Origin of the sequence: Flavobacterium sp. WC2421, assembly GCF_040822115.1 — a bacterium.
Classification (GTDB): domain Bacteria; phylum Bacteroidota; class Bacteroidia; order Flavobacteriales; family Flavobacteriaceae; genus Flavobacterium.
The window spans coordinates 401,551-417,543 of record NZ_CP162004.1 but is presented as its reverse complement, the minus strand read 5'-3'; the positions used below and the strand labels follow the sequence as shown (position 1 = coordinate 417,543).

At 33.5% G+C, this 15,993-nt stretch carries 12 protein-coding genes; 10 read left to right on the top strand and 2 right to left on the bottom strand.

Features of this window, described 5'->3' with window-relative positions:
• Positions 1–193: 193 nt before the first annotated feature.
• The gene (locus tag AB3G33_RS01855; protein ID WP_367772201.1) at positions 194–1,018 is read right to left on the bottom strand and encodes a universal stress protein; all 825 of its coding nucleotides are present in this window, start codon (positions 1,016–1,018) and stop codon (positions 194–196) included.
• 174 nt (positions 1,019–1,192) lie between these two features.
• Between AB3G33_RS01855 and rimP the strand changes: the two genes are divergently transcribed.
• The 4 genes from rimP (at position 1,193) to AB3G33_RS01835 (ending at position 6,700) form a co-directional block, all read left to right on the top strand.
• A complete protein-coding gene (gene rimP / locus AB3G33_RS01850) occupies positions 1,193–1,657 on the top strand; it encodes a ribosome assembly cofactor RimP (RefSeq protein ID WP_367772200.1) in 465 nt (154 codons plus the stop codon).
• A 13-nt stretch (positions 1,658–1,670) separates the two neighbouring features.
• Entirely contained in the window at positions 1,671–2,924 is a 1,254-nt protein-coding gene (gene nusA, locus AB3G33_RS01845) for a transcription termination factor NusA (protein ID WP_367755428.1), read from the top strand.
• A gap of 110 nt (positions 2,925–3,034) precedes the next feature.
• On the top strand, positions 3,035–5,902 hold the full coding sequence (infB, locus tag AB3G33_RS01840) for a translation initiation factor IF-2 (RefSeq protein WP_367755426.1): 2,868 nt from the start codon (positions 3,035–3,037) through the stop codon (positions 5,900–5,902).
• Between the two features lie 171 nt (positions 5,903–6,073).
• Positions 6,074–6,700, top strand: coding sequence for a hypothetical protein (locus tag AB3G33_RS01835; protein ID WP_367772199.1), 627 nt, complete (start codon positions 6,074–6,076; stop codon positions 6,698–6,700).
• 381 nt (positions 6,701–7,081) lie between these two features.
• Here the strand turns inward: AB3G33_RS01835 and AB3G33_RS01830 are convergent, their stop codons facing one another.
• A complete protein-coding gene (locus tag AB3G33_RS01830) occupies positions 7,082–7,471 on the bottom strand; it encodes an SPOR domain-containing protein (RefSeq protein ID WP_367772198.1) in 390 nt (129 codons plus the stop codon).
• A 217-nt stretch (positions 7,472–7,688) separates the two neighbouring features.
• Here AB3G33_RS01830 and AB3G33_RS01825 point away from each other — a divergent pair, with 217 nt between their 5' ends.
• Genes AB3G33_RS01825 through AB3G33_RS01800 form a run of 6 tightly spaced genes read left to right on the top strand, consistent with a single transcriptional unit; the run spans position 7,689 to position 15,992 of the window.
• Positions 7,689–9,008: a cytochrome c3 family protein gene (locus AB3G33_RS01825; protein ID WP_367772196.1), complete on the top strand. Its 1,320-nt coding sequence runs from the start codon at positions 7,689–7,691 to the stop codon at positions 9,006–9,008.
• Between the two features lie 32 nt (positions 9,009–9,040).
• The gene (locus tag AB3G33_RS01820) at positions 9,041–12,094 is read left to right on the top strand and encodes a TAT-variant-translocated molybdopterin oxidoreductase (RefSeq protein WP_367772194.1); all 3,054 of its coding nucleotides are present in this window, start codon (positions 9,041–9,043) and stop codon (positions 12,092–12,094) included.
• A 38-nt stretch (positions 12,095–12,132) separates the two neighbouring features.
• Complete coding sequence (gene nrfD / locus AB3G33_RS01815; RefSeq protein WP_367772192.1) at positions 12,133–13,536, top strand: NrfD/PsrC family molybdoenzyme membrane anchor subunit; 1,404 nt, start codon at positions 12,133–12,135, stop codon at positions 13,534–13,536.
• A complete protein-coding gene (locus AB3G33_RS01810) occupies positions 13,529–14,053 on the top strand; it encodes a DUF3341 domain-containing protein (RefSeq protein ID WP_367755414.1) in 525 nt (174 codons plus the stop codon). Before nrfD ends, AB3G33_RS01810 begins: the two co-directional genes overlap by 8 nt.
• Before the next feature lie 7 nt (positions 14,054–14,060).
• On the top strand, positions 14,061–14,606 hold the full coding sequence (locus AB3G33_RS01805) for a cytochrome c (protein WP_367755412.1): 546 nt from the start codon (positions 14,061–14,063) through the stop codon (positions 14,604–14,606).
• A 27-nt stretch (positions 14,607–14,633) separates the two neighbouring features.
• Positions 14,634–15,992: a quinol:cytochrome C oxidoreductase gene (locus AB3G33_RS01800; RefSeq protein WP_367772190.1), complete on the top strand. Its 1,359-nt coding sequence runs from the start codon at positions 14,634–14,636 to the stop codon at positions 15,990–15,992.
• The last annotated feature ends 1 nt before the right edge of the window (position 15,993 follow it).

Genomic DNA, 15,993 nt, shown 5'->3' with positions numbered 1-15,993 from the left:
GGTGTTGTTATTTTAAAGTTTTGATTAAGTCTCCATTTTAAAGGGGTTTCAGCGTTTTTTGAAGTTTGATGAGGTGTTAGGGGTATAGTCCTTGTAGACCAACATAAAGCCTCTCAATTTTTGAGAGGCTTTTTTTTTTGGATTAAATTTAGAGTGAGAAATGATTTTATTTAGTCAGTTATGATTTTTTTGGCTAAATTTTAAATGTTATTACGGGTTTAATAGCATGGTTTACTAAATCTTCGGATACGCTTCCTGAAAAGAAATGTGATAATCCTGTTCTGCCATGTGTGCACAAGCCTATTAAGTCAGCATCTATTTTTCTTGAAAAATTAAGGATCCCTTTTTCAATGTTAACATCATTGTAAATATGCGTTGAATAGTTTTTAATATCGAATTCAGCTAAAAAGTCATTCATTATTTTCTCTGAAAGTTCAGTAGTTTTAAAACTATTAGGGGTGCAAATCATGACTAAGTGTAAATTTGCATCAAAAAGATTAGTAAACTCAATCATTTTTTTAAATGGTTTTTTTATTTCTTTTGAAAAATCAGAAGCGAAAACAAAATCAGCAGATTTAAATTCAGGGATGCTTTTTTTAATTACTAAAACAGGGGTGTCTGAAAGGCGAACTACTTTTTCAGTATTAGATCCAACTAGAATTTCTTCGATGCCCGAAACGCCATGTGATCCCATGACGATTAAGTCAGGGTTGTTTTTTTTGTTATAAGAAAGAATGCCTTCGAAAGCTCTTTCAAATTTCACTTGCTCAGTTACTTGTATGCCGTTTAGGTAGTTTTTTTCTTTAAATTTTTGTAACGTTTCATTGGCTTTTTTAATAAATAACATGACTTCTGGGATGCCTGTTGCTCCAGTAATAGCATCGTTCATTTGAGTTGGAATTTCTAACATGTGAAGCAAATGGATTTCGCTATTATTTTTTTTTGCAATTTGAGCAGCTACTTTTAAAGCGTTTTCAGAATGAGCTGAAAAATCGATAGGAACTAGAATTCGTTTCATAATTTATAGAATTAATTATTCAGAAAACCTTTATTTAAATGCTCCAATAAAGATAAGAAATATTTTAACAGCAATCAATTATTTTGGTTTATAAAAAAAACACTATATTTGCACCGTTATTTATTAAAATCTAGATAATGAGGGGACTAAATGTCCCCTCTTTTTATAAAAAATATGACATTTAAAGAAAAAGTAAATACATTGTTAGTGGAAGGTCTTGTGGATAAGCCCTCTATCTTCTTAATTGATTTAATTATTACGGATGCTTTTAAAGTAATTGTGAACTTAGATGGAGACAATGGTGTGGCTCTTCAAGATTGTATAGATGTGAGTCGTTTTATCGATGCTAATTTAGATAGAGAAGAGCAAGATTACTCTCTGGAAGTAGCGTCAGTAGGAGTTGGATCACCTTTAAAATTGATAAGACAATACAAGAAAAACATAGGTAGAATGTTGATTGTTAAAACGGGAACAGAAAATATAGAGGCAGAATTGGTGGAAGCTAATGATGATTTTGTAATTTTGTCGTGGAAAGCAAGAGAACCTAAAAAAATTGGAAAAGGTAAGGAGACAGTTCAAAAAAGACTTGAGATACCTTATGTAGACATAAAAGAAGCAATTGTTACAGTAACATTTTAATTAAAGAATTCGCATGGAAAATTTAGCATTAATCGATTCATTCTCAGAGTTTAAAGATGATAAACTTATTGATCGTGTAACGCTTATGGCAATTTTGGAAGATGTATTTAGAAATGCATTGAAGAAAAAATACGGTTCAGACGATAATTTCGATATTATTATAAATCCTGATAAAGGAGATATGGAAATTTGGAGAAGAAGGGTGATCGTTGCTGACGAAGATTTAGATTTTGAAAACGAAGAAATTACACTTACTGAAGCTAGAAAAATAGAAGAAGATTTTGAAATTGGAGAAGAAGTTTCTGAAGAAGTGAAGTTAATTGACTTAGGAAGAAGAGCAATTTTGGCTTTACGCCAAAACTTAATTTCTAAAATTCATGAACATGACAACACGAATCTTTACAAGCAATTTAAAGATTTAATTGGTGAAATTTATACTGCCGAAGTGCATCATGTAAGACCTAGAGTTGTTATTTTAGTTGATGACGAAGGGAATGAAATAGTTTTACCAAAAGAAAAACAAATTCCATCTGATTTTTTCCGTAAAGGAGATAATGTTCGTGGTATCATTGAAAGCGTTGAGCTGAAAGGAAACAAACCTCAAATTATTATGTCTAGAACTTCTGAGAAGTTTTTAGAGAAATTATTTGAACAAGAAATTCCTGAAGTGTTTGACGGATTGATAATGGTTAAAAATGTAGTGCGAATTCCTGGTGAAAAAGCAAAAGTAGCTGTTGATTCTTATGATGATAGAATTGATCCTGTAGGAGCTTGTGTTGGGATGAAAGGATCACGTATTCACGGTATTGTTCGTGAATTAGGAAATGAAAATATAGATGTTATTAATTTTACAAGTAACATACAATTATATATTACAAGAGCATTAAGTCCAGCCAAAGTATCTTCAATTAAAATTAATGAAGAAACTAAAAGAGCTGAAGTGTTTTTGAAATTGGAAGAAGTTTCTAAAGCAATTGGTAGAGGTGGACACAATATTAGATTAGCAGGTTTATTGACAGGTTATGAATTAGATGTGATTCGTGAAGGTGATGTAGCTGGAGCAACTGCTGATGAAGATGATGTTGAATTAACTGAGTTTTCGGATGAAATTGAAGAGTGGGTAATAGAAGAATTTGCAAAAATTGGATTGGATACTGCAAAAAGTATTTTAAAACAAGATGTAGAGGATTTGGTAAGAAGAACTGACCTAGAAGAGGAAACGATTCTAGATGTAATGAGAATATTGAAAGAAGAATTTGACAGTTAGTCAATGTATCTTCAACGATAAACATGCCACTTTATAATTTTCTTGGTCAATAAGTACCTAGTTGGGAGTAAAGTGAGGAATAACAAAAAAGGTAATAATAAAAAGGTTTTATGTCTGAAGAGAGAATTATTAGAATAAACAAAGTTTTAAGGGAATTGAACATTTCTTTGGAAAGAGCTGTGGATTATCTAAAAGATAAAGGGATTGCTATTGAAGCAAATCCAAACACAAAAATTTCTGATGATGTGTACAATGTCTTGTGCGGTCAATTTGCAGGTGACAGAGGGAAAAAAGAAGCTTCGAAAGAAGTAGGAGAAGAGAAAAGAAAAGAGAAAGAGGCATTGCGTGTGGAGCGAGAAAAAGAAATTGAAGATAAACGCAAGCATGACGATGAAGTTCTGAAACAACAACAAGAAGTGATAAAAGCGAGAGCTGTAGTTACCGGTCCTGTTCAAGTTGGGAAGATAGATCTTAATCCTAAAAAAGTAGTTGCTCCAGTAAAAGCGGAAGTTGAAAAAACAGAGGCTCCAAAAGCAATAGTTCCAGTTGAAAAACCAGTTGAAAAAGAACCAGTACAGGAAAATCTTGTTTCAGACAAAAAAGAAGTAAAACCTACTGTTGAAGTAAAAGAGGCAATAAAGGAAGAGAAAAAAGAAAATGTTAAGAAAGTGGTTGCTAAGGCAATTGTTCCTGAAGCAAAAGTCGTTCCTAAAACTGATGAAGCTCCTGTTGAAGAGGCAATCACAACGCAGTATCAAAAATTATCTGGTACTAAATTAACTGGTCAAACAATTGACTTGTCTCAATTTAATAAGCCAAAAAAGAAAAAAGAAGAGCCTAAAATTACACCTAATAAGCCTGGTGCTCCAGGAGCTGCTGGTGCAAATAAAAATAAGCGTAAAAGAATTGCTCCAAAACCTGGAACACCTAGACCTCCTGGAGTTCCTGGTGCGCCAAACCCAAACAAAATTACACCAAATACTGGTGGGGGTGGTTTTAATGCAAATAGAAGTTCTAGACCTGGATTTGTTAAAGGGAATAGACCAGCTATTGTAGCTAAAGTTGAGCCAACAGAAGAGGAAGTTAAAAATCAAATTCGTGAGACTTTAGAAAAACTTCAAGGTAAAAAAGGAGGTAAATCTAAAGCAGCGAAATACAGAAGAGACAAAAGAGATACGCACCGTCAAAAATCGGATGAGGAGCAAAGAGCAATAGACGAAGGTAGTAAAACTATTAAGGTTACTGAATTTGTTACCGTTGGTGAAATTGCGATAATGATGGATGTGCCAATTACTAAGGTTATTGGAACATGTATGTCGCTTGGAATCATGGTTACCATGAATCAACGTTTGGATGCAGAAACATTAACTATTGTTGCTGATGAATTTGGTTATGAAGTTGAATTCATAACTGTTGATATTGAAGAAGCAATTGAAGTTGTTGAAGATAAAGAAGAAGACCTAGTGTTTAGAGCGCCTATTGTTACGGTAATGGGTCACGTCGATCACGGTAAAACATCTTTACTGGATTATATTCGTAAAGAAAATGTTATTGCAGGAGAGTCTGGAGGAATTACACAACACATTGGTGCCTACGGAGTAACTTTAGATAACGGACAAAAAATAGCATTCCTTGATACACCAGGTCACGAAGCGTTTACCGCAATGCGTGCACGTGGAGCTCAAGTTACAGATATTGCAATTATTGTAATTGCAGCAGATGATGATATCATGCCGCAAACTAAAGAAGCAATCAGTCACGCTCAAGCGGCTGGTGTGCCAATTATATTTGCAATTAATAAAGTGGATAAGCCAAATGCTAATCCTGAAAAAATTAAAGAGAAATTAGCAGGTATGAATTTACTTGTTGAGGATTGGGGTGGTAAATACCAATCTCATGATATTTCTGCAAAAGTGGGAACCGGAGTTAAAGAATTATTAGAAAAAGTTTTATTAGAAGCGGAAGTTTTAGATTTAAAATCTAATCCTAATAAGGCTGCTCAAGGAACTGTTGTTGAGGCATTCTTGGACAAAGGGAAAGGATATGTTTCTACAATTTTAGTTCAACACGGAACGTTGAAAGTGGGAGATTATATGTTAGCTGGAAAACATCATGGTAAAATTAAAGCTATGCATGATGAAAGAGGAAATATCGTTACTGTAGCAGGTCCTTCAACACCAGTTTCAGTATTAGGTTTAGATGGTGCAGCTACTGCAGGAGATAAGTTTAATATTTTTGAAGATGAAAAAGAAGCGAAACAAATTGCTTCTAAACGTTCTCAATTAATGCGTGAACAATCCGTACGTACACAACGTCATATTACACTTGATGAAATTGGACGTCGTATTGCTTTAGGTCAATTTAAAGAATTGAACGTAATTCTTAAAGGAGATGTTGATGGTTCTGTTGAAGCATTATCTGATTCGTTCTCTAAATTATCGACTGAAGAAATTCAAATTAACATTATACATAAAGGAGTTGGAGCAATTACGGAGACTGACGTTATGTTGGCTTCTGCTTCAGATGCGATTATTATTGGATTTAATGTTCGTCCTGCAGGAAATGCGAGACAACTGGCTGATAAAGAAGAAATCGATATCCGTTACTACTCAATTATATATGCGGCGATTGATGACTTGAAAGATGCAATGGAAGGAATGTTAGCTCCTGAAATGAAAGAAGAAATTCTAGGTACTGCTGAAATTAGAGAGATATTTAAAATTTCTAAAGTAGGATCTATTGCAGGTTGTATGGTTATGGACGGTAAAATAGCTAGAAGCTCTAAAATTAGAGTTATCCGTGAAGGAGTTGTTGTTCATACAGGAGAGCTTATTGCACTGAAACGTTTCAAAGACGATGTGAAAGAAGTAGCTAAAGGGTATGACTGTGGTATTCAAATTAAAGGATACAACGACATTGAAGAAAGAGATGTTATTGAAGCGTACCATGAGGTAGCGATCAAGAAAAAATTGAAATAGAATTTTCAATATATTTGTTAAAAAATCCCGAGCAATCGGGATTTTTTTGTTTTTAAGTGTTTATGTATTTTGAGGGTTTAGATTTTTTTGGATTAGATTTGTTTTAGGCTTTTATTTTTTTTGTTGCTACGGATTGCAAAGCCTAGTTTTTTGAGGTTTAAAAAAATAGTTATGAATAAATTGAAATTATATTTAGTGTTTTTGTCTTTCATTTTTGTATTATCCTGCCAAGATAAATCTGCTCAGGAGCAGAAATTGAAATTAGGCTATTTACAATTCTTAAGAGAATACCCAAAGGGACTGACAAGACATTTCCCAAATGAAAAGGAAATAAAATACGATTATCAGATTCATCATAATTATTTGTCAATGTATTCACCTTCGCAATTAATTGTTAGGCAGAAAGAATCCAAATCAATGGTTGATTCATTAATCTCGGTTTCTCGCAAAATTAAATATTCAGATTCATCATATTATATTGTAAATAAATACCTCAGAGATTCAAATATATTAAGCATCACTAAAAATCATGAGCAATTTAAAGCACAAATAGAACACCAAAGTGCAGTTCCAATACCGAATTTTTATAAAGTAAGTGATTTTGATGGGGATAGGTATAATTTGTTGAACAAATCATATGCAATATATTTAATTGAAGCCGAGCCTAAACAATGTTGTTCTGAAAAATTTCATCACGGAACTTGGTATATGCCTAATGAATGGAAAGATGGATTTAGTAGAGGATATGCAATCGATTTAGAAAATAATTTGGTTATTTATTGGTTGGTAATTTGGTAATGACAAGTTCTCGTTTTTGTACCTGAACCTAGAGATTATCGAATTAAATGATACAATGTATTTAATTCATTGCACGGACTAAATAAATGCTTTTTTATACTATTGAGAAATGTCCTTGGTAATAAAAATATAAAATAATGATAAGTGATTTAAAAGGACCGTGCATGTATAATGAGCTCTGAAAGCGTTCTCCTGGTTGTAGTCAATAGTTACTATGGGTATTTACCAAGTTTCTAAAAAAAGCAGTCTCAATCTATCTAACGTGAGCAATATTTAATTCAAATTATCATCAAGGGCATATTAAATAAGTCAAAAAGCACAAAAGCAACTCGTAAAAGGAGTTGCTTTTTATATTAAAATTATTTTTTTTCTGTTTAGAATTTATTTCTGTGGTTTTATTAAAAGGACATTATCGTATTTTTTCTTAATTTCTACTAAATACTTTTCTGCTTCAATGCGAGTCCTGAAATCTCCAATCCATACTTTGTAATTTGGGGTATTAAACACTATTGTACCGTCTAAGTCTCTAAATTCTTGTTTGCAGTCATTAAGTGCTTTTTTTGCTTTTTCACTTTCTCCACTAAAAATTTGGATTTTATAGCGCTCATTAACAGCTGATGAACTGTTTGTTTTTCTCTTTTCAATCAATAATTGTTCAAACTTTGGATCTTGGCGAATGTTAATGTTTTGATCTTGTGCCATTAATTTACTTGTTGAAATACTAAGGGCTATTGTAAAGAAAATGAATTTTGAAGTTGTTAAAATTCTCATAACGTGATGGTTTTTAAGCAAAAATACTATTTATTGAATGATTGTAAAACATAAATATTATTTAGAATTAATATAAATTGAAATTAAGACTATTTTAAGGTTTTGAGAATAGTTCATAAGTCGTATTTTTGTCGAAGTTTTAAAATAAAGGAACAGTTTTCTATAAGTCTATATAGAAAAAATTGTGCCAATTTTTAGTAGATAATCATTATACTTTATGAAAAAGGTGGGTAACCATAATTCGACTTCAAGGAAATTATTTTATAGCTTAGCTTTAATGCTAACTTTTTCCTTAACTTCATTTGCGCAAGTTGTTGCACCTGCGGCAGCAACGGAAGCACCAGTAGCTACACAAGGTGGTGACCCAGTAAAGGGTAAAGAGCTTTTTAATTCAAATTGTGCTGCGTGTCATAAGCTTGATGCGAAATCAACAGGTCCTGCTTTAAGAGGGGTTGCTGGTAAGCACGAAATGGCTTGGATTTACAAGTGGGTTCACAATAGCTCAGAACTTATTAAATCAGGAGATGCTGCAGCTGTTAAACTTTTTGCGGATAATAATAAGTCAGTAATGACTGCATTTCCACAATTAGCAACTGGAGATATTGATAATATAATGGCTTATACTTCTGAAGTTAAGGCTGAGGCACCGGCTCCTGTACCAGGAACTGCTGTTGCGGGATCGGCTGATCAAAGTGGTGTTTCTAATAATATAATCTTAGGTGCTTTGGCTCTTGTGATGCTTATGTTAGTTGTGATGTTGTTCTTGGTGAACAATGTTTTAACTAAGGTGGCAAAATCAAATGGAATTGAAGTAGCTCCTAAAACACCAACTACGCCTATATGGAAGGCATTTGTTAAAAATCAATTTTTAGTGCTTATTACTTCAATATTTTTATTATTGGCCAGTGGGTACTTTGTTTATGGATTTTTAATGCAGGTAGGAGTTGATCAAGGATATGAGCCAATACAGCCAATTCATTATTCACACAGAATTCATGCTGGTGATAACGAGATAAATTGTAAATATTGTCACTCTGCAGCTAGAGTGAGTAAAAATTCTGGAATTCCTTCTTTGAATGTTTGTATGAATTGTCATAAAAACATTTCTGAAGTTGCTGAATCTACTGCTACTCCTGAGTACAGTAAAGCATTTTATGATGAGCAAATCCAAAAATTGTATACTGCTGTGGGTTGGGATAAAGCAACGCAATCTTATACTGGTAAAACACAGCCAGTTAAATGGGTTCGTATTCATAACTTGCCTGACTTCGTTTATTTTAATCACTCACAACACGTTACTGTTGCTGGAATTGAATGTCAAACTTGTCACGGTCCAGTTGAAACTTACGAAATTCAAAAACAGTTTGCTCCATTAACGATGGGATGGTGTATTAATTGCCATAGAAAAACCGACGTTAAAATGGAAGGAAACGACTATTATACTAAAATTCACAAAGAACTTTCTAAAAAATATGGTGTAGACAAATTGACTGCAGCTCAAATGGGAGGTTTAGAATGCGGTAAATGCCACTATTAATCAAATTATTAAGATTTTAATATTTATATACAATGTCATCAAACAAAAAATACTGGAAAAGTGTTGAGGAACTAGAAAATAGTTCTATTGTTGAGACGCTTAGAAATAACGAATTTGTTGAAGAAATTCCTACTGAAGATTTTTTAGGAAATAATGATGCAATGTCATCTTCTTCAACATCACGTCGTGATTTTTTAAAGTACGTTGGGTTTAGTACTGCTGCAGCCACGCTTGCGGCATGCGAAGGTCCTGTGAACAAGTCGATTCCTTATGTATTGCAGCCAGAGCAAATCATTCCTGGAGTAGCTGATTATTATGCTACTTCTGTTTTTGATGGTTTTGATTTTGCAAATCTACTTGTTAAAACACGTGAAGGGCGTCCTATTAAAATAGATAATAATACTATTTCAGGAGCTAAATTTGCTGCTAATGCTAGAATTCATGCGTCTATATTATCTTTATATGATAGTATGCGTTTGAAAGAGCCTAAGTCAAAAGGTAAAAGTGCTACTTGGTCTGCAGTTGATGCAGATATAAAAGCAAGTTTGGCTGAAGCTAAAGCAAATGGTAGTCAGGTAGTATTGTTAACTAATACTTTAGCTAGCCCGTCCACTGAAAAATTAATTGGAGAATTTATTGCGTTAAATCCTACTGCTAAGCATGTGGTTTATGATGCTGTTTCTTCATCTGAAGCTTTAGATGCTTTTGAGTCCGTTTATGGTGAAAGAGCTTTAGTTGATTATGATTTTTCAAAATCATCGCTAATTGTTTCTGTTGGTGCGGATTTCTTAGGAGATTGGCAAGGTGGAGGATATGATTCTAGTTATGCACAAGGTAGGATTCCTAAAAGTGGAAAAATGTCTCGTCACTTTCAATTAGAAGCTAATATGACTTTGTCTGGTGCTGCTGCTGATAAGCGTTTGGCTATGTCAACTGCAAATCAAAAACAAGCGTTAGTACATATATATAATGTTATTACTGGTTCTTCTGTAGCGGTAAATTTAGATGATAAATTTAAAGCTGAAGTTAGTAAAGCGGCTCAACAGTTGAAAGCTGCTGGGTCAAATGGAGTTTTAGTTTCTGGTATTCAAGATAAAAATGCTCAATTGTTAGTTTTAGCAATTAATCAAGCTTTATCAAGTGAAGCTTTTATAACTTCTGGAACAAGACAAATTAGAAAAGGGTCTAATGAAAAAGTGGCTCAGTTAGTAAGTGACATGAATGCGGGTAGTGTTCATACCTTAATAATGAGTGGTGTTAACCCAATATATACTTTGGCCGATTCAGGTTTATTCGCTGAAGGTCTTAAGAAAGTTAAAACGTCAGTTTCTTTATCTTTGAAAGAAGATGAAACTGCTTCTGTAACTACTATTGCTATGCCAGTTCCTCATTATTTGGAATCATGGGGTGATTTAAGTTTGACAAAAGGAACTTATAGTTTAACGCAACCAACAATTCGTCCTTTATTTGATACAAAACAATTTCAAGATGTTTTAATGTCTTTGAATGGAATGTCAGGTACTTATTACGATTACTTAAAAGCAACTTCTGCTTCAGTTATTGCAGGTGCTTCTTGGAATAAAGTGTTGCATGATGGTGTTTATGTTGGAGATTCTCAATCTTTATCTGGAGGTTCTGCTGATTATTCTGCTGCTGCAAATGCTTTAGCAAAATCAAAAGCTGGTGCTGGATTTGAATTGGTACTGTATACTAAAACAGGTATGGGTGATGGGCAACAGGCTAATAACCCTTGGTTACAAGAGTTTCCTGATCCAATTACAAGAGTGTCATGGGATAATTATGTTACTGTTTCTAATGCAGATGCAAAACAATTGTTGATGACTAATGAAATCGTTGCTAATGGTGGTTTGAATGGTAGTTATGCTACAATTACTACTGCTGACGGTTTAAAATTAGATAATGTGCCAGTTATTGTTCAGCCAGGTCAAGCTGTAGGAACTATTGGATTGGCATTAGGTTATGGTCGTAAAGCGGCTTTGAAAGAAGAAATGCAAGTAGGTTTAAATGCTTACGCTTTATATAAAGGTTTTAATGATGTACAATCTGTTAGTTTAGTTAAAGCTAATGGAGAACATGAGTTTGCTTGTGTTCAAGGTCAAAAAACATTAATGGGTAGAGGGGATATCATCAAGGAAACTACCTTGGAAATCTTCAATACTAAAGATGCTAAATTTTGGAATGAAGTACCTATGGTATCTTTAGACCATGAAGAAGTAGAGGCTACAAAAGTTGATTTATGGGATTCATTTGATCGTTCAGTTGGACATCATTTTAATCTTTCAATTGATTTAAATGCTTGTACTGGATGTGGGGCTTGTGTAATAGCATGTCACGCTGAGAATAATGTGCCAGTTGTAGGTAAGTCTGAAGTAAGAAGAAGTCGTGATATGCACTGGTTGCGTATCGATAGATATTACTCTTCTGAAAGTACTTTTGCAGGTGATAATGAAAGAAAAGAGAATATAGCTGGTTTGTCTAGTTCTTTGTCTACTTTTAATGAAATGGAAAAAGCAGGAGATAATCCTCAAGTTTCTTTTCAACCTGTAATGTGTCAACATTGTAATCACGCACCTTGTGAAACAGTTTGTCCTGTTGCTGCGACTTCTCATGGTCGTCAAGGTCAAAACATGATGGCTTATAATAGATGTGTTGGTACTCGTTATTGTGCTAATAACTGTCCTTATAAAGTACGTCGTTTTAACTGGTTCTTGTATAACAAAAACAGTGAATTTGATTATCATATGAATGATGATTTAGGACGTATGGTTTTAAATCCTGATGTAAATGTTCGTTCTCGTGGAGTAATGGAAAAATGTTCAATGTGTATTCAAATGACACAAGCGACAATTTTAAGTGCGAAGAGAGAAGGTAGAGCTATTGTTGATGGAGAATTTCAAACGGCGTGTTCAAATGCTTGTTCTACTGGAGCAATGGCTTTTGGAGATGTTAATGATACAGAAAGTCAAATTGCTAAATTAGCTGCTGATGATAGAATGTATCATTTATTAGAGCATGTTGGGACAAAACCTAATGTTATCTATCACGTTAAAGTTAGAAATACCTAGTACAAAAAATTATTAATTAAGAAACAATATAAAGTATTATGTCGTCTCACTACGAAGCAACCATTAGAAAACCCTTAGTTATAGGTGATAAATCTTATCACGACGTAACAGTAGACATAGCTGCACCTGTTGAAGGAAAAGCTAACAAGCATTGGTGGATTGTATTTACAATCGCATTAATAGCCTTCCTTTGGGGAGTGAGCTGTATAATTTACACCGTGTCTACAGGTATAGGAACATGGGGATTAAATAAAACTGTTGGATGGGCATGGGATATCACGAACTTCGTTTGGTGGGTTGGTATTGGTCACGCAGGAACATTAATATCTGCAGTTCTATTATTATTCCGTCAACGATGGAGAATGGCAATTAACCGTTCTGCAGAAGCTATGACAATCTTTTCTGTTATTCAAGCAGGTTTATTTCCAATTATTCACATGGGTCGCCCTTGGTTGGCCTATTGGGTATTGCCAATTCCAAATCAATTTGGCTCACTATGGGTGAATTTTAACTCTCCTTTACTTTGGGATGTATTTGCAATATCAACTTACTTATCAGTATCGCTTGTTTTTTGGTGGACTGGTTTATTACCCGATTTTGCAATGCTTAGAGATAGAGCAATAACTCCTTTTAATAAAAAGATATATTCTATCTTGAGTTTTGGATGGAGTGGTAGAGCTAAAGACTGGCAACGTTTTGAAGAAGTATCTTTGGTTCTTGCAGGCTTAGCAACTCCACTTGTACTTTCTGTACATACTATTGTATCGATGGACTTTGCTACTTCTGTTATACCAGGATGGCATACTACTATTTTCCCTCCTTACTTTGTTGCAGGAGCAGTTTTTTCAGGATTTGCAATGGTAAATACTTTGCTTATTATCATGAGAAAAGTTTCTAATCTTGAAGCTTACATTACTATACAGCATATTGAGTTGATGAATATCGTAATTATGATTACGGGTTCTATAGTCGGGGTTGCTTATATAACTGAGCTGTTTATCGCATGGTATTCAGGAGTTGAGTATGAACAATACGCCTTCTTGAATAGAGCTACTGGACCTTACTGGTGGGCTTACTGGTCGATGATGACATGTAATGTTTTTTCACCTCAGTTTATGTGGTTTAAAAAATTAAGAACAAGTATTATGTTTTCTTTTATCATATCTATTGTTGTAAACATAGGTATGTGGTTTGAAAGATTTGTAATTATTGTTACTTCTTTACATAGAGATTATTTACCATCTTCATGGACTATGTTTTCTCCTACGTTTGTTGATATTGGAATTTTCATTGGAACAATAGGTTTCTTCTTTGTATTATTTTTGTTATATTCTAGAACTTTCCCAGTTATAGCTCAAGCAGAGGTGAAAACAATATTAAAAGGAACAGGAGATAATTACAAAAGAGAAAGAGAAGCAAATAAAGATTCACATCATGAGTAATAAAGTAATATACGCCATTTATAATGACGATGATATATTGATGGATGCGGTTAAACAAACCAGAGCAGCTCATCATCATATTGAAGAAGTTTTTACTCCATTTCCGGTTCACGGTTTGGATAAAGCGATGGGGCTTGCTCCAACAAGATTAGCTATTTGTGCTTTCATGTACGGTTGTGTTGGTATAACAGTAGCAACAACAATGATGAATTATATAATGATTCAAGATTGGCCTCAGGATATCGGAGGTAAACCAAGTTTTAGTTTCATTCAAAATATGCCTGCATTTGTACCTATTATGTTTGAAATGACTGTGTTTTTTGCAGCGCATTTAATGGTAGTTACTTTTTATATGAGAAGTAAAATATGGCCTTTCAAAAAAGCTGAAAATCCAGATGTTAGAACAACAGATGATCATTTTTTAATGGAAGTTGCAGTGAATAATAATGAAGAGGAATTAGTTTCTTTTTTCAAGAATACAGGAGCTGTAGAAGTTAAAGTAATAGAAAAGCATTAATTTAGATATGAAAACGATATATAAAATAACACTATTATTTGGCATCACTATATTAGTAACGTCTTGTCATAATAATTCCGCACCAAACTATCAGTATTTTCCAAATATGTACGAGTCTGTTGGGTATGAAACATATTCAGAGTCTAATGCATTCAATAATGGTAAAGAGGGACAACTTCCAGTAGCTGGTACTATAAATAGAGGTTTTGAGCCTTTTGCTTATGAGAATACAACTGCTGATTATGAACTAGCTAAAGCTAACCTTAAATCTCCATTAGATTCTTTAGATAGAAATTCTGGAAAAGGTAAAGAACTTTTTGAAATTTACTGTATTAGTTGTCATGGTGCAGCTGGAAATGGTAAAGGTAAATTAGTTGAAAGAGAAAAATTTCTTGGAGTGCCTAGTTATAAAGATAGGGTTATCACAGAAGGGAGTATTTTTTTTGTTGAAACTTATGGTTTAAATGCAATGGGGTCTCATGCTAATCAATTAAGCGCTCATGAGCGATGGTTAGTTGCTGACTATGTTTTAAAACTAAAAAGCCAATTATAATTGTTGAACAAACTGATCGTAATAGATATGTATACATTTTCAAGTAAATTAAAAACTTTTTCTCTCGTCTTAATGGCTATTGGTCTTTTAGGAATTGGATATGGTTTTTTAAATGCACCTAAAGATATTCAAGAAGTGGAGAAAATTCTTGCTTCTGAAAGCCATGAAGGTCATGGTGAGGTTAAGCATGAATCAGCTGATGAAGCTCATGCTGTTAAAGCTTCTCATGAAGAAGTTAAAGATACAAATGAAGCTACAGAGCATAAAGAGCACTTAACTCATGTTTTGCATCAATTGCAAAATAAGCCTTGGGCAGCATTATATGTAGCTTGTATTTTCTTTATGTTGCTTTCAATGGGAGTATTAGCTTTTTATGCAATTCAGCAAGTTGCATTAGCAGGTTGGTCTCCAGTTTTGTTTAGAGTAATGCAAGGAATCACAGCTTATTTGCCTGTAGGTTCAGTTATATTCTTTGTTATCTTGATTCTTTGTGGTCTTCATTTTAATCATCTATTTGCTTGGTTAGTTGAAGGTGTTACAGATCCTACTAGTCCTAATTTTGATAAAATTATTGCTGGTAAGTCAGGATATTTAAACTTTCCTTTTTGGATTGTTAGAGCCGCAGTATTTTTGATTGGATGGAATCTTTACAGGTTTTATTCAAGAAAGAATTGTTTAGCTCAAGATGAAGCAACAGATGATGCTTTCTACAAAAAGAATTTTAACATAACGGCTGGTTTTTTAGTATTCTTTATCGTTACTGAATCAATTATGTCGTGGGATTGGATTATGTCAATAGATCCTCACTGGTCTAGTACTTTATTTGGATGGTATGTTTTTGCTAGTTTCTTCGTAAGTGGTATCACAATGATTGCGATGGTTACTTTGTATTTGAAATCAAGAGGGTATTTAGAATATGTAAATACAAGTCATATCCATGATTTAGCTAAATTTATGTTTGGGATTAGTGTTTTCTGGACTTACCTTTGGTTCTCTCAATTTATGTTGATTTGGTATGCTAATATTCCTGAAGAGATTACTTATTTCGTAACTAGAATACAATTATATAATTTGCCCTTTTTTGGTGCTGTTGTTATGAATTTTGTATTCCCAATACTAATTTTAGTAAATACAGATTTCAAAAGAATTACTTGGATACTTGTTATGGCAGGGGTAGTAATATTAACTGGACATTATATTGACTTTTTTAATATGATTATGCCAGGAACAGTAGGTGATAAGTGGTTTATTGGAATATCAGAAATTGCTTCTGTACTTTTCTTCTTAGGTTTATTTATTTATGTTGTTTTTACAGCATTGACTAAAGCGCCTTTATTGCCAAAAAGAAATCCTTACATCGAAGAGAGTAAACATTTTCATTATTAAT

Bases quoted from the DNA above. Each gene is read 5' to 3' on its own strand.
- AB3G33_RS01855 (WP_367772201.1), bottom strand. From the start codon at position 1,018: ATGAAACGAATTCTAGTTCCTATCGATTTTTCAGCTCATTCTGAAAAC.
- rimP (WP_367772200.1), top strand. From the start codon at position 1,193: ATGACATTTAAAGAAAAAGTAAATACATTGTTAGTGGAAGGTCTTGTG.
- nusA (WP_367755428.1), top strand. From the start codon at position 1,671: ATGGAAAATTTAGCATTAATCGATTCATTCTCAGAGTTTAAAGATGAT.
- infB (WP_367755426.1), top strand. From the start codon at position 3,035: ATGTCTGAAGAGAGAATTATTAGAATAAACAAAGTTTTAAGGGAATTG.
- AB3G33_RS01835 (WP_367772199.1), top strand. From the start codon at position 6,074: ATGAATAAATTGAAATTATATTTAGTGTTTTTGTCTTTCATTTTTGTA.
- AB3G33_RS01830 (WP_367772198.1), bottom strand. From the start codon at position 7,471: ATGAGAATTTTAACAACTTCAAAATTCATTTTCTTTACAATAGCCCTT.
- AB3G33_RS01825 (WP_367772196.1), top strand. From the start codon at position 7,689: ATGAAAAAGGTGGGTAACCATAATTCGACTTCAAGGAAATTATTTTAT.
- AB3G33_RS01820 (WP_367772194.1), top strand. From the start codon at position 9,041: ATGTCATCAAACAAAAAATACTGGAAAAGTGTTGAGGAACTAGAAAAT.
- nrfD (WP_367772192.1), top strand. From the start codon at position 12,133: ATGTCGTCTCACTACGAAGCAACCATTAGAAAACCCTTAGTTATAGGT.
- AB3G33_RS01810 (WP_367755414.1), top strand. From the start codon at position 13,529: ATGAGTAATAAAGTAATATACGCCATTTATAATGACGATGATATATTG.
- AB3G33_RS01805 (WP_367755412.1), top strand. From the start codon at position 14,061: ATGAAAACGATATATAAAATAACACTATTATTTGGCATCACTATATTA.
- AB3G33_RS01800 (WP_367772190.1), top strand. From the start codon at position 14,634: ATGTATACATTTTCAAGTAAATTAAAAACTTTTTCTCTCGTCTTAATG.